11 protein-coding genes and 1 pseudogene are annotated in these 14,795 nt (G+C 59.4%); all 12 read left to right on the top strand.

Annotated elements, in window-relative coordinates:
* Window positions 1-568: NADH-ubiquinone oxidoreductase-F iron-sulfur binding region domain-containing protein (locus tag HGSM_RS00720; protein ID WP_040594206.1), on the top strand; the 568-nt coding region annotated here is incomplete at its 5' end.
* Window positions 568-3,234 (top strand): NADH-quinone oxidoreductase subunit G, encoded by a 2,667-nt coding sequence (locus HGSM_RS00715; RefSeq protein ID WP_019146817.1) that lies wholly within the window; start codon window positions 568-570, stop codon window positions 3,232-3,234. The genes HGSM_RS00720 and HGSM_RS00715, both read left to right, overlap by 1 nt.
* Window positions 3,234-4,589, top strand: a complete 1,356-nt coding sequence (gene nuoH / locus HGSM_RS00710) for an NADH-quinone oxidoreductase subunit NuoH (RefSeq protein WP_019146816.1) — start codon at window positions 3,234-3,236, stop codon at window positions 4,587-4,589. Before HGSM_RS00715 ends, nuoH begins: the two co-directional genes overlap by 1 nt.
* Complete coding sequence (gene nuoI, locus HGSM_RS00705) at window positions 4,582-5,283, top strand: NADH-quinone oxidoreductase subunit NuoI (RefSeq protein WP_019146815.1); 702 nt, start codon at window positions 4,582-4,584, stop codon at window positions 5,281-5,283. The genes nuoH and nuoI overlap by 8 nt, the downstream gene beginning before the upstream one ends.
* Window positions 5,280-6,155 carry an NADH-quinone oxidoreductase subunit J gene (locus HGSM_RS00700; RefSeq protein WP_019146814.1) on the top strand — a complete coding sequence of 292 codons (876 nt, stop codon included), beginning with the start codon at window positions 5,280-5,282 and terminating at the stop codon, window positions 6,153-6,155. The genes nuoI and HGSM_RS00700 overlap by 4 nt, the downstream gene beginning before the upstream one ends.
* A 1-nt stretch (window position 6,156) precedes the next feature.
* Window positions 6,157-6,456, top strand: coding sequence for an NADH-quinone oxidoreductase subunit NuoK (gene nuoK / locus HGSM_RS00695; protein ID WP_019146813.1), 300 nt, complete (start codon window positions 6,157-6,159; stop codon window positions 6,454-6,456).
* A 15-nt stretch (window positions 6,457-6,471) separates the two neighbouring features.
* Window positions 6,472-8,391, top strand: a complete 1,920-nt coding sequence (gene nuoL, locus HGSM_RS00690) for an NADH-quinone oxidoreductase subunit L (protein WP_019146812.1) — start codon at window positions 6,472-6,474, stop codon at window positions 8,389-8,391.
* Between the two features lie 16 nt (window positions 8,392-8,407).
* Window positions 8,408-9,946 carry an NADH-quinone oxidoreductase subunit M gene (locus tag HGSM_RS00685; protein ID WP_019146811.1) on the top strand — a complete coding sequence of 513 codons (1,539 nt, stop codon included), beginning with the start codon at window positions 8,408-8,410 and terminating at the stop codon, window positions 9,944-9,946.
* Complete coding sequence (nuoN, locus tag HGSM_RS00680) at window positions 9,946-11,712, top strand: NADH-quinone oxidoreductase subunit NuoN (protein WP_019146810.1); 1,767 nt, start codon at window positions 9,946-9,948, stop codon at window positions 11,710-11,712. Before HGSM_RS00685 ends, nuoN begins: the two co-directional genes overlap by 1 nt.
* 259 nt (window positions 11,713-11,971) lie before the next feature.
* Entirely contained in the window at window positions 11,972-12,982 is a 1,011-nt protein-coding gene (locus HGSM_RS00675; protein ID WP_019146809.1) for a polyprenyl synthetase family protein, read from the top strand.
* A 91-nt stretch (window positions 12,983-13,073) separates the two neighbouring features.
* Window positions 13,074-14,255 carry an FHA domain-containing protein gene (locus HGSM_RS00670; RefSeq protein ID WP_154646194.1) on the top strand — a complete coding sequence of 394 codons (1,182 nt, stop codon included), beginning with the start codon at window positions 13,074-13,076 and terminating at the stop codon, window positions 14,253-14,255.
* Between the two features lie 185 nt (window positions 14,256-14,440).
* Window positions 14,441-14,795 (top strand): annotated as a pseudogene (locus tag HGSM_RS14530) (hypothetical protein); the annotation flags it as partial.

The following is a 14,795-nucleotide window of genomic DNA, read 5'->3' as shown; positions in this document are numbered from 1 at the left end:
TCTTGGCATCACGCTCCGGGAACTCATCGACATGGCGGGTGGCATGCGCAACGGCCACAAGCTGAAGTTCTGGACCCCTGGAGGCTCCTCCACGCCGATCTTCACCGAAGAGCACCTCGACGTGCCGCTCGACTACGAGTCGGTTGGCGCCGCTGGGTCCATGCTTGGAACGCGTGCGCTGCAGATCTTCGATGAGACCACCTCCGTGGTTCGCGCGGTGACCCGTTGGACAGAGTTCTATGCTCACGAGTCCTGCGGTAAGTGCACCCCATGCCGCGAGGGCACCTACTGGCTCAAGCAGGTGCTTCGCCGCCTGGAGCAGGGTAAGGGCGTCGAGGGAGATATTGAGACTCTCCTGGACACCTGCGACAACATTCTCGGGCGCGCATTCTGTGCGCTCGGCGATGGTGCAACCTCGTGCATCACCTCGGCCATCAAGTACTTCCGTGAGGAGTTCGAAGCAGGCATGCACACGCCAGCAAGCGAGCTCTTCCCACCGGTACGCTCGGCCCTATTTGAGTACACGCCCAAGCAGCGTGGCGCCTTGTCAGGAGCGGGAGCCCACTGATGACTGAGACCATTAAGTTCACAATCGACGGCATCGAGACCGAGGTCCCCAAGGGGACGCTCGTCATTCGCGCCGCCGAGCAGGTGGGGATCGAGATTCCTCGATTCTGCGACCACCCACTCCTTGAGCCTGCTGGCGCCTGCCGCCAGTGCCTCGTAGAGGTGGCAACTCCGGACCGCGAAGGCAACGTCCGGCCAATGCCCAAGCCACAGGCGTCATGCACGCTTGAGGCAACACCAGGCATGGTTGTCAAGACGCAGAACACCTCTGCGGTAGCAGATAAGGCACAGAAGGGTGTGCTTGAGCTGCTGCTCATCAACCACCCTCTCGACTGCCCAATCTGTGACAAGGGTGGGGAGTGCCCACTCCAGAACCAGTCACTGAGCCACGGCACCGCCGAATCACGCTTCATCGACAAGAAGCGCACCTTCCCTAAGCCGATTGCGGTATCGACTCAGATCCTGCTCGACCGCGAGCGTTGCGTTCTGTGTCAGCGCTGCACCCGATTCTCCAAGCAGATCGCCGGTGACGCGTTCATCGACCTTCAGAAGCGTGGTGCAGAGCAGCAAATCGGCCGCTTCAACGAGGACGTACTCGGTTTTGCAACCGAGTCGGCCGGAGGCTGCCACGGATATTCGCCAAAGCAGTTCGACTCGGTCGACCGTAGTGACGTTTCAGGACTCGACCACGCGGAACTCAAGGTTGACGCTGCCGCCAATACTCCAGCAGGCGAGGCACCCGTGGGTGCCGCGGAAGCTGACGAGTCAGGGCAGCTGTTCTCCTCGTACTTCTCCGGTAACACAGTTCAGATCTGTCCCGTTGGCGCGCTGACCAGCGCAGCCTACCGGTTCCGTTCGCGTCCCTTCGACCTCGTGTCGACCCCATCCATCTCCGAGCACGACTCCTCCGGATCGGCGATCCGTATCGACCACCGACGCGGAACCGTACTACGCCGCCTCGCCGGCGACGACCCGATGGTCAACGAGGAATGGATTACGGATAAGGACCGCTTCGCATTCACCTGGCAGACCGCACCGGGTCGCCTCACCAAGCCACTCGTTCGTAAGGACGGGGAGCTCGTTGAGGTTTCGTGGCCCGAGGCGCTCCGCGTGGCTGCAGCCGGACTAACAGCCGGCCCATCAGCAGTTCTTCCTGGTGGTCGCCTCACTATCGAGGATTCCTACGCCTACGCAAAGTTTGCGCGCGTGGCACTCGGCACCAACGATGTCGACTACCGTGCTCGAGCACACGGTGACGAGGAGCTTTCGTTCCTCGGATCTGTAGTTGCAGGCACCGGCATTGGCGTGACGTTCGCTGACCTCGAGAAGGCACCAGCGGTACTTATGGCCGGCTTCGAGCCTGAAGAGGAAGGTGGAATCGTCTTCCTGCGCTTGCGCAAGGCAGCACGCGCACACGGCCTCAAGGCCTTTGCCATTGCGCCATTCGCCAGCCGCGGACTTCAGCGCATCGGCGGCGCCGGAGCAACCCTCATTGAGACGGCACCTGGTGCAGAAGGCCATGCGCTGGATGCACTGGCCAGTGCTGCTGGCGGTTCCGGTGACAGCGTAGAGGCTCAGGCAGCTGAGACACTCAAGGCACCGGGCGCCGTGATCATCGTCGGTGAGCGCCTCGCAGCATCCGATGGTGCGTACTCGGCCGCGCTTCGGCTCGCAGGCGCAACCGGAGCTCGCATCGCGTGGATCCCACGCCGTGCAGGTGAACGTGGCGCAGTCGAAATGGGCGCGCTACCTAACGTGCTTCCAGGTGGACGTCCCGTCGAGGACGCCGCAGCTCGCGTTGACATCGCCACCGCATGGGGAGTGGACTCACTGCCATCAGCACCAGGACGTGACCTTAACGCGATCGTTCGTGACCTCACCTCGGGCGAGTTGAACTCGGTCGTTGTTGGTGGCCTCGAGTTGAGCGACCTGCCAAACCCACAGGCTGCTGCTGTAGCTCTTGCTGGAGCCTTTGTTGTGAGCCTCGAAGTCCGTGAGTCGGACGTTACGGAGTTCGCTGACGTGGTTCTGCCCGTCGCGCCTCCAGTTGAGCGTGCAGGTGCGTTCTGGAACTGGGAAGGACGTGTCCGTCCGTTCGGTCGAGCAATCGAGTCCTCAGCTGGCACTGACCACCGGATGCTGTCACTTCTTGCAGACACGATGGGCCACCGACTCGGAACTGAAACGATTGAGTCCGTCCGAAAGGACATCGACCAGCTCGGGCAGTGGACTGGAACGCGGGTATCGGTTCCTACTGCGCAGGCACAGGTACAGGTCGACGCCGCACCCGGAACAGCACGCCTCGCAACGTGGCACCAGCTCATCGACAACGGTGCGCTACAGATTGCGGAGCGCTTCCTCGCCGGAACCGCGAAGGCACCCGTCGCACGAATCTCAGCCACAACTGCGCAGTCGCTCGGTCTCGCTGAAGGCGACCTGCTGGAGGTCTCCACCGAACACGGTGCAATTAACCTTCCAGTGGCAATCACCAAGATTGCTGACAACGTTGTATGGCTGCCGATGAAGTCTGTCGGCTCCCACGTCCACCGCGACCTCAACGCACTTCCAGGTGACATCGTCACCCTGGGAGCACCGCGAGTCGCCGTGCCTACGAGCGCCCAACCAGCCGGTGCAGGCCTCGGTGCAGTTGAAGGGAACGACGCATAATGGCTGATTTCTCAAACGACGGACTCATTACTTTCATTGTTAAGTCCGTACTGATTCTGGTCTTCCTCCTCCTCAGCGTGCTCGTTGCCATCTGGTTCGAGCGCAAGGTCGTGGGACGCCTTCAGGTACGCCCCGGACCAAACGTCCACGGACCGTTCGGTTTACTGCAGTCGCTCGGCGACGCAATGAAGCTCCTGCTCAAGGAAGACATAACGGTCAAGGCTGCAGACAAGTTCGTCTACATCCTCGCGCCAATGATCTCCGTGTTCTGCTCACTTTTGGTGTTCGCGGTGATTCCGCTCGGACCGGAAGTGAAAATCCCGTTCACGGACATCGTTACCCCGCTCCAACTGACTGACTTCCCAGTCGCCACGCTGTACATCCTTGCGTGTGCGTCCGTGGGTGTCTACGGAATCGTCCTGGGTGGTTGGTCCTCTGGCTCGACTTACCCACTGCTCGGGTCGGTGCGTTCCACCGCACAGGTGATCTCGTATGAGCTCTCCATGGGCCTGAGCCTTGTCTCCGTGTTCATCATGGCGGGTTCTATGTCTACCTCGGAGATCGTGAGCTCTCAGGAGTCCGTCTGGTGGTTCCTGCCACTGGCACCCGCATTCTTCATCTATCTCATCTCGATGATGGGCGAGGTCAACCGTCTCCCATTCGACCTTCCAGAGGCCGAAGGTGAGCTGGTGTCCGGTTACATGACCGAGTACTCGTCAATGAAGTTCGCATGGTTCTTCCTTGCTGAGTACATCAACATGATCAACGTCTCCGCAGTTGCGACCACTCTCTTCTTCGGTGGATGGCGCGCTCCGTTCGGCCTGGGAATGATTAACGATGGCATGTTCAACGAGGGCTGGTGGGGCTTCCTCTGGTTCCTCCTCAAGATGTGGTCGTTCATGTTCCTGTTCGTCTGGGTTCGCGGAACGCTGCTCCGCTTCCGGTACGACCAGTTCATGCTGCTCGGATGGAAGATCCTCATTCCGTTTGCGCTGGTTTGGATCTTCGTTCTTGCGATCTTCCAGGGAGTCCAGACCTTCCTTGAGGTTGATGCTCGTCCGTTCCTTTACGGAGCTGCGGCACTTGCCTTCGTCATCCTGCTCGTCACGTTGTATCTGGATTCCAGGGCAGCAAAGCGCGAGAGCGAGCAACTCGCAGAAACTCCTGCGGTAGAAGCGTTTGATGCGTTCTCCGCCGGCTACCCAGTGCCACCACTACCTGGCCAGGCATTGCCACCGTCGCCACGCGCTGCACGTAGGGCGGCCGCACAGTCCCGTGTAGCCGCAGAAATCACTGCGGAGGCCACAGCAGAGGCCCACGGCAACATCGCAACGAAGGAGGCTACCGATGACTGAGACACCACAGGGACAGACTCCTAACCAGCTCCCCGGAGTTGGTCAGTATCAGTCGGTAATTCCTGCAAGCACCGGTATCAAGAAGGTTCTCGCGCCAGTCGCAGGTTTTGGCGTGACGCTGAACTCCTTCTTCAGCCCTACCGTGACCGAGCAGTACCCGTTCGAGAAGGTGCCAACCAAGCCGCGCTATCACGGCCGTCACCAGCTCAACCGCTACCCGGATGGGCTCGAGAAGTGCATCGGATGCGAGCTGTGCGCATGGGCATGCCCTGCAGACGCGATCTATGTTGAAGCTGCGTCCAATGCTGATCTCCCGGATGGCGAGCACGTCTCACCGGGCGAACGGTACGGTGCGGTCTACCAGATCAACTACCTGCGCTGCATCTTCTGCGGTCTGTGCATTGAGGCATGCCCGACGCGAGCCCTCACCATGACCAATGAGTATGAACTCGCGGGACCAACCCGCGAGGAACTGATCTTCGAAAAGGAAGACCTCCTCGCTCCACTTCGGGATGGAATGCTTGCTGCTCCGCACCCGATGGTCGAGGGAACTACCGACGGCGACTACTACCGCGGGGAAGTCAAACGACCAACCCAGGCACAGGTCGACTGGGTAGCGCAAAACCGTCCACAAGATCCAACACTTGAAGCTGCCCGCAAGGCAGTCGAAAGCAACAAGGTGGTGCAGCCATGACCTCTGGTGCAGAGGCAGTTCTGTTTTGGTGCTTGGCACCACTCATGGTTCTCGCAGCGCTCGGCTTGATCTTTGCCCGCAAGGCAGTTCACGCGACCATCTGCATGGTCTTCGTGATGATCTCGCTCGCAGTTATGTACATTGCGAACCAGGCCCCGTTCCTCGGAATCGTGCAGATCGTGGTCTACACGGGTGCAGTCATGATGCTGTTCCTGTTCGTGATCATGCTCGTGGGTGTGGACGCGGGAGATTCTCTCGTCGATACGCTCAAGGGCCAGCGGTGGATCGGGTGGCTCCTCGGAATCGGACTCGGCGTTGTCGTGTTCTCGTTCCTCGGACGTGTGTCGCTTGCTGGCGGTAAGGGCCACGCGGAAACCGTAGCCAACAACCCAGCAGAGATTGCTCGTGTGTTGCTCGGTAACTTCGTATTCCCACTCGAACTCGTCGGAGTACTGCTTGTCACGGCCGCAATTGCCGCCTTGACCATGACCCACCGTCGTAACCTCACCAAGCGCATTGGACAGAAGGAACTCGCGGACACCCGAGTCGCATCGGGAGCTCGCCTTACCCCACTTCCAAGCCCCGGTGTATTCGCGCAGCGCAACGCCATGGACGTTCCAGCGCTCGATCCACATGGCCAGCCCGTTGAGGCCTCCGTGTCGCGCGTACTTCGTGCCCGTGGGCAGGAGCGCGACGCGATTTACGACCCAGACATTGAACTGCTTGATGAAGCAGGCCGTCCAGCACCGAGCACCTGGGACCGTTCAGTCGGTTCCGGTGCGAGCGCGCCTGCCAACGGTGAGTCTGAATCAACGGCTGTAACTGAAGATTCCGGGAACGCGGAGTCCACTTCGAACGAGAAGGAGGACTGACATGGATTACGCAAACTACGTTTACCTTGCGGTCATTCTCTTCACCATCGGTGCCGCAACCGTCTTGCTGCGTCGCAACGCGATCATCGTGTTCATGGGAATCGAACTCATGCTCAACTCGGCAAACCTTGCGTTTGTTGCGTTCTCCCGCATTAACGGTGACCTGACAGGTCAGGTTGTTGCATTCTTCGTCATGACTGTTGCCGCCGCCGAAGTAGTAGTGGGTCTCGCAATCATCGTGTCCATCTATCGATCACGCAGGTCAGTGTCAGTCGATGACATTAACTTGCTCAAGAACTAGCCGGGAGTCACTGACATGATCAACGCTTCTTGGCTCCTCATCGCCATTCCGCTGGCCAGCGCCGCCATTCTCTTGCTTGCGGGTAAGCGCTCCAACTCGTGGGGGCACTGGCTCGGCGTTCTCGCTTCTGCGGCTTCATTTGCCGTGGGCGCGGGCGCTCTGCTGGAAATGCTCGGTAAAGACGCGAGTGAGCGAGTCGTAGACGTCCACCTTTTTGACTGGATCTCTGCGGGTAGCTTGCAGGTGGATGCGGGCCTTCGCATTGACCCACTTTCCCTCACCTTCGTCATGCTCGTGACGTTCGTGGGTACCTTGATCCACATTTACTCAGTGGCTTACATGGAACACGACACCGATCGTCGCCGTTTCTTTGCCTACCTGAACCTCTTTGTGGCTTCCATGCTGATCCTGGTTCTTGCCAACTCCTACCTCCTGCTCTTTGTAGGTTGGGAAGGCGTCGGCCTGGCCTCGTATCTGCTGATCGGTTTCTGGAACCACAACCCGAACTATGCGACCGCCGCCAAGAAGGCGTTCGTCATGAACCGTGTCGCTGACGTCGGAATGATCATCGCGCTCGGCTTGATTTTCGCTCTGTTCGGTTCACTGAGCTTTGACAAGGTACTACCACAGGCAAGCGCACTTGTTGCCGGCAACGAAGGGATGATGAACCTCATCGGTCTCATGCTCCTCGTGGCAGCCTGTGGTAAGTCTGCGCAGTTCCCATTGCAGGCCTGGCTCGGTGACGCAATGGCCGGCCCAACGCCAGTCTCCGCGCTCATCCACGCCGCCACCATGGTGACCGCGGGTGTCTACCTCATCGTTCGATCCGGAGCCATCTTTAACGTCGCGCCAACGGCTCTTCTGGTTGTAGCGATCGTCGGTGCGATTACCCTCCTGTTCGGTGCGATTGTTGGTTGCGCCAAGGACGACATCAAGAAGGCTCTTGCAGCCTCCACAATGTCGCAGATCGGCTACATGATGCTTGCCGCAGGACTTGGTCCAATCGGCTACGCATTCGCGATCTTCCACCTCCTGACCCACGGCTTCTTCAAGGCTGGCATGTTCCTCGGCGCTGGATCGGTCATGCATGGCATGAACGACGACGTCAACATGCGTAACTTCGGCGCCTTGAACAAAGCAATGAAGATCACCTGGATCACCTTCGGTCTTGGCTGGCTGGCAATCCTCGGTGTTCCACCGTTCTCGGGCTTCTGGTCTAAGGACAAGATCATCGAGTCCGCCTTCGCCACAAACCACGGTGAGGGTTGGCAGCCATGGGTCTTCGGCCTTGTTGCGCTCATCGGTGCGGGTCTGGCGGCGTTCTACATGTCGAGGCTCTTCTTCATGACCTTCCACGGCAAGGCCCGTTGGTCCACAGAAGAAAGCTCCGAACTACCTACCCGTCACCCACACGAATCTCCTGCATTGATGGTCTGGCCAATGATCATCCTTGCCGTCGGTTCGGCACTCCTAGGTCTCTTCCTTAGCCTCGGAAACCGCTTTACCACCTGGCTTGCTCCGGTTACGGGCGAGCTTGAGCACCACGATCCAGTTCTCTCGGTCCCAGTGATCATGGGAGCGACCCTGGTCCTCGTGTTCCTCGGTGCATTCCTGGCTTGGCGCCAGTACGGTGCCGCACCTGTTCCAACCGAACCCCCAGTTGGCTCGCTCCTTACCCAGGCTGCACGTGCAGACCTCTACCAGGACCAGTTCAACGAGGCAGCTTTCATGCGTCCTGGACAGTACGCAACGCGTGCGCTGGTCTACGCCGACAAGAAGGCCGTGGACGGCTCGGTTACTGGACTCGCGGGCCTCATCGGTTCGCTGGGTATCGGAATTCAGAAACTCCATAACGGCTACATACGTTCGTATGCAGCCATGATGCTGGCAGGACTACTCATTGTGTTGATCGTCGCGTTTGTGATCTGGAACTGAGAGGGGATGACAAAACATGCTTGATTCACTGCCTATGCTGACGATTCTCGCGGTCGTCCCGCTGATCGGTGCGATTGTCCTGTGGAGCCTGCCCGCTGCAAAGTCGGCGGTGGCACCTAAGGTCGCCCTCGGGTTCGCCGGACTCGAACTGGTCCTCCTCGTTCTGACCTTCATGGCGTTCGACCGCGGCAACGCGGGCGAGTTCCAGCTCACTGAGCAGTTCTCCTGGATCCCTCAGATCGGTGCGTCATATGCGCTCGGTGTGAATGGTCTATCGCTCCTCCTGATTGCGCTTGCAATTGTCCTTGTTCCGCTGGTCGTCCTGGCCGCTTGGAAGGAACAGGGCGTGGGAACCGCGGTAGGGGAGCGGGCAGCGGTTGCCGCCAACCGGTTGCGCCTCTACCTGGCACTGGTCATGGTTCTGACCACATTCATGGTGCTGATCTTCGCCGCCCGCGATGTGTTCCTTTTCCACGTGGTCTTTGAAGCCATGCTCATCCCGGTCTACTTCATGATTGGTTCGTTCGGTAACGGAGCTCGCCGCCGGTACGCGGCGATCAAGTTCCTGCTGTTCTCTCTCGTTGGCGGTCTCATCATGCTGGTTGCAGTCTTCGGACTGTACTTCCAGGGTCCGCGCGGCGAAGAGGGCTTCCTCATCGACAACCTGACCAATGTTGTGGCTGACCCCACGCTTGAGAAGTGGCTCTTCATTGGCTTCTTCATCGCGTTCGCGATCAAGGCTCCAATGTTCCCAGTGCACACGTGGCTCCCCGACACTGCTCAACACGCACCTGCAGGGACCTCGGTTCTCCTTGTTGGAGTCCTGGACAAGATCGGTACGTACGGAATGCTGGTTCTCTGCCTTCCACTCTTCCCGAACGCGTCCACGTGGGCCGCACCGGTCATCATCGTCCTAGCGGTCATCTCGATCATCTACGGTGGCTTGCTCGCCATTGGACAGCGTGACCTCATGCGCCTGATTGCGTACACGTCGGTATCGCACTTTGGTTTCATCGTGTTGGGTATCTTCACGTTCTCGAGCGCCGGCATCACCGGTTCGTCGTTCTACATGATCAACCACGGACTCTCGACGGGTCTGCTGTTCCTCGTGGCAGGCTTCCTGTTCCTCCGTTCGAGGGACGGTTCGTCGCAGCTGATCGCGGAGTACGGCGGCATGCAGCGAGTGACCCCGGTCCTTGCCGGCGTGTTCTTTGTGGCTGGTCTTGCGGCGCTGTCGATGCCAGGCCTTTCCACCTTTATCTCCGAGATCACGGTCTTGATCGCGACCTTTGAAGCTAACAAGTGGGCCGGCGCATTTGCGGCTACCGGAGTCGTGCTAGCAGCCCTGTACGTTCTGCTCACCTACCAGAAGATCTTTACTGGTCCCAAGGTTGAGGAGCTCTCGGACAAGCCGGACCTGAATGCACGCGAAAAGTGGGTAGTTGCGCCGCTTCTTGCGCTCATGCTCATCCTCGGCTTTGTGCCGAACATTGCACTCAACTATCTTGAGGCACCGAGCGAGACCAGCGTTTCCGTACTGGAGGGAGCACACTGATGATTACTCAGCTGCTTACCGAGTTCCAAGCGCCCACGATTTCGTGGACGTATCTGCTCCCAATCATCATTCTCGCAGGTTCGGGCATTCTGTCCGTTCTCATCGAGGCGTTGGTCAGGGACTCTGTACGACGCCCAATCCAGATCTCGTTGATGATCGGGGCACAAGTTGCCGCGTTTATCAGCCTCATCTGGCTGGGAGTGAAGTCGTTTGGCCCTAACGGCTCTGGGACCGTGCTCCCGGTCAATCAGGCATTGCACTTTGACGCATGGACTGTTGGAATCCAGGCAGTCCTGCTCATCTGTTCGCTCCTTGCCACACTGGTCCTGATCGACCGGACCTCGGCAAAGCAGGACCCCTTCGTGGCCACGGCCGCGGCGGTGCCCGGCTCCGAATATGAAGAACTGGCACGACAGCGTGGACTCCAGCAGACCGAGGTCTTCCCTCTGGTCCTGTTTGCCATCACCGGAATGATGGTGTTCCCAGCCGCGGGTGACCTGGTCACGATGTTCGTGGCACTCGAGGTACTTTCGCTACCTCTGTACGTGCTCACGGCAATGGCACGCAGGCGCCGTCTGCTTTCGCAAGAGGCAGCCTTCAAGTACTTTGTCTTGGGGTCGTTTGCCTCGGCGCTCTTCCTCTTCGGATCGGCGCTCCTCTACGGCTACGCGGGTACCGTCAACCTGTACGGAATCGCTCAGGTTGCTCAGGCTCATGGTCAGTCGGGCCAGATCCCTCAGTTTGGCCTCATGCTGATTCTCGGTGGCTTCCTGCTGCTCGCCGGAATCCTGTTTAAGATTGGCGCGGCGCCATTCCAGGCGTGGACGCCAGACGTCTACCAGGGCGCTCCAACGCCCATCACGGGGTTCATGGCAGCCTGCACCAAGATTGCTGCAGTGGGTGTCCTGCTCCGGGTCCTGAACTACGTTGTACTCCTAGCTCCAGTCGACACGCAGCGCGCGCTGATTGGTGGCCTGTGGGTCGTAGCCATCCTGACCATGATCGTCGGTACCGTTGCAGGATTGACGCAGACGGACATCAAGAGGATGCTGGCGTACTCGTCCATCGGTCACGCAGGCTTCATCATCGTGGCGCTCATGGGACTGAACGCGAGCACTCTGAGCGCCGTCGTCTTCTACCTCCTCGCATACGGTGTAGCAACCGTCGGCGCCTTCGGCATCGTCACGCTCGTTCGTGAGGTCTCGGAGGGTGGCGAGGTTCTTGGCGAGGCAACCCACATTGGTCAGTGGGCCGGGCTCGGAAAGCGCAGTCCGTTCATTGCGGGCGCGTTCTCCCTGTTCCTGCTCTCGTTTGCGGGTCTCCCTCTCACCGCAGGATTCATCGCCAAGTACACCGCGTTCTCGTCTGTAGTTGCCACCGGTGTCTCCGGAATGGGCGTATTCAACCCTGTCCCACTCGTAATCGTGGCAATCGTGGCATCGGCAATCTCGCTGTTCTTCTACATCCGCGTGATCGTGCTCATGTACTTCGTGGCACCTGCGGAGGAACGCGCACTCACCGGAGAACTTGCTCAGGCCGGCCCAAACCTCGCAGACCCTGCAGAGGACGGCGACGAGCCAAGCTCCACGTCGCCTGAGGCTGTTCGGACCTCGGTGGTTCTCCTGGACTCGGCTCCGCACGTAGAGGTAGTCAAGTCTGAGGGCCCAACTCTCGCAGTCATCGTGGTGGCAGCAGCGTTCGTCGTGATTGCGGGTATTTACCCAACGCCGATCCTTGGAGTCCTCACGTCTCTGTTCGGAGGCTAGGGGAGTCAAAGCTAGTGTGAGAATGGGGTGTCCAACGCGATCGTCGGACACCCCATTCTCGTGCCGCGACGCTGGTATGGGTTCCACCCATTCCACAGCCATCAACGCAGAATGACGTGACGTACCACATGAGCCTTATGGCTTTCATTGGCATGGGTTGCATAGGGTTGTGGGGTAAGTTAGGTGTAGTGTCCAGTGGCTTGATACCTAGGTGTTGCTAGATATCAGGCCTGAAATCTCCAAGAGCAAAGTTCATTTTGTGGCTACTGATTCCCTTGCACTTCCTCTCGCTGATGAGCAGCTAGCTCAAGACCTCATCCGCGAGATGACACAGGTCGAAGATGACCTGCGCGCAGCGGTAGCGAACGCTGATTCGCTTGTTGACGATGCTTCGCGCCATTTGGTGTCCGCAGGCGGTAAGCGCCTGCGTCCCCTCCTGACGCTTCTCGTCTCCCAACTTGGCACTGGCGTCTCCGACGATGTCCGCAAGGCAGCGGTTGTCGTGGAACTGACGCACTTGGCTTCCCTGTACCATGACGACGTCATGGACTCTGCGCCGCTCCGCCGTGGTGCACCGTCCGCGCACGAGGTGTGGGGCAACAACGTTGCCATCCTGACAGGAGACCTGCTCTTCGCGCGTGCTTCGGCACTTACCTCTGAGTTGGGCCCTGAGGCTGTGGGTATCCAGGCGCGTACGTTCGAACGCCTGTGCATGGGTCAACTGCAGGAGACGCTTGGCCCACGCGATGGAGCTGACCCTGTAGCTCACTACATTCAGGTTCTCGCTGACAAGACGGCCTCGCTGCTGGCAACTTCGGCGCTCTTTGGCGCGAAGCTTGCAGGAGCCGCACCTGAGCATGAACGAGTCGTTACACAGTATGGCGAGCTCGTGGGCGTCGCTTTCCAACTCGCGGATGACGTCATTGACCTCACCTCGTCCGGTGATGTCACGGGTAAGACCCAGGGTACGGATCTGCGCGAGGGCGTGCCAACGATGCCGGTTCTGCTCCTGCGTCAGATTGTTGCCTCTCCTGAAGGTACTCCTCAGGACGGGGAACTCCTTGCTGAGATCGACTCGGATCTCTCCTCAGACGAGGCACTCGCAAGCGTTGTCGAGAAACTGCGAGTTCACCGTGTCGTTGACATGACTCGCCAGAAGTCTCAGGACGTTGCGCGCCAGGCAATTGCGGAGCTGGACGGTCTCCCGGACGGCTCCGTGAAGGACGCACTCGTCAAGTTCGCTGAAGTACTCGTCGACCGGGTTGCCTAGTTTCTACTAAGAGTGTTGATTTCTTCCATACTCGCCATCAAGGCGGTACGGTAAACGGCATAACTCGTCGCTTTCGTAGAGTGGTCATATTGTGTCGCTAGCTTATTTGCCGGGCACCGGCGTGGTCTTTTCGTCCTCGTCGCTCGTCGCGTTCTTTCCGGATTCAGTTGAGGCCAAAAAGGTCCGCGGCTTCTGGGAGGAGTTCCACGAAGCAGTGGGTGCGTCTGGTTTCGTGGGGGCTCTCGAGGTTATCGGCCGGCATTTCACCACGTCCTTTGAGGACCTGCCTCGCTTTGTCGTTGCCGAGTTCGGCGCTGTGGAGGGCTCTTCCATAGAAGTGCGGTTCGCGCTGTGCGGTGATATTTCCGCGCATGTCACTGTCCTGAATGACCCATCTGACAAGGTCCTTCATGGCGGTGGCGCTGCAATGTGGAGGGAAGTCTCTATTCCTGCGGCCACTCGCGTTTCGATTGGCACTCCCTATTCCGGTCCGGGTTCGATGCTCCTACCGCTTGGCGCAGGTGTCGTGTTGGCTAATGCGTGTGTCTGGGATCATGCAGAGTGCGAGGCCTCGGAGATCGAGCTTGGCCTTGGACGAGGCCCGCTCGTCACGCCATTTGTTGCGCCGGTAGACGTAGAGCCTGCGCTGGATGAGGATTTTGGCCGCACGCTTGCGGAAGCCCCGGAGTCGTGGCCAGAAGAGGATGCCGGCTTTGACAACCACGATGCATATGGGCACGAGGGAAGTCACGCGCCTTCGGACGGCACTGCGGTCTATGGCGGGTACCCTGCGGACGTGATGCCCACAGAGGTCATTTCTATGGACCTGAACTCCGTGCTGGACAGGGAGGCTGGGCAGGGTGGGCGCGGTGACGCGCATCGCCGCAGTGTGGTCAGTAGGACTGCGGTGCTGGCGCCACCTGCCACTGTGAGCGCCGGTATCGTTCGCTTCTCTCACGGAGAGGTGGTCGAACTTGGTTTGCCTCTCGTGGTCGGCCGTAAACCCACCCACGAGGGCTCGGGGGCCGCTCCCTCGGCTCGGATGGTTTCTGTCCCAAGCCCGTTGAAGGACATCTCACGGAATCACCTCGAAGTTCGCGTGGAGGGTGGACACGTACTCGCGATCGACTTGGGTTCTGTCAATGGGTCGGTTTTGCGCCGTTCCGGCGCAGCGGACGAGGCGCTCGTTGCGCATAGGCCCGTTGTGCTGATTAACGACGATGTGGTCGACTTGGGTGACGGCGTTACGCTGCGATTCGAACGGTTGAGATAAGTATTCTCCGGCTCCGGCTCTAGGATCGGCACGCTAGCGAGGGCATTGTTGCGCAAAAGCATTGACTGCGCATGGTGAGATGTCCCCAAAAGTGCCCAGAAATCTGTTTTTTGGGGAGTTTCACCCGTAGGGTTGGGGTACCGTCGGCACGAATACGTCCGAATGACAGTAATTGGGAGTCAAGAATGTCAGCACCGCAAATGACACTGGAGTATTGCGGCGAGTGGTTTACCCCCGAGCCAGCCCAGGTTTTTGATATTGGCCGCGAGGGAGATCTCACCATTGATGAGAACCCCTACCTCCACCGCCGGTTCCTGCGCATCTCGTTCCAAGAGGGCATCTGGTGGCTCTCGAACGTCGGTTCGCTGCTGTCTGCGACTGTGTGTGACACGAGCGGAGGCGTGCAGTCTTGGCTCTCGCCGGGCAACCGCATCCCGATCGTGTTCAAATCCACCACGATCGTGTTTACTGCAGGCCCAACAACCTACGAGCTGCAGGCGCACCTGAGTGGTCAGCAGTTTGAGACCCAGACCATCGCCG

Origin of the sequence: Timonella senegalensis JC301, from assembly GCF_000312125.1 — a bacterium.
GTDB lineage: Bacteria > Actinomycetota > Actinomycetes > Actinomycetales > Cellulomonadaceae > Timonella > Timonella senegalensis.
The sequence above is the reverse complement of the archived record's forward strand: the minus strand, read 5'-3'. Positions and strand labels throughout refer to the sequence as shown.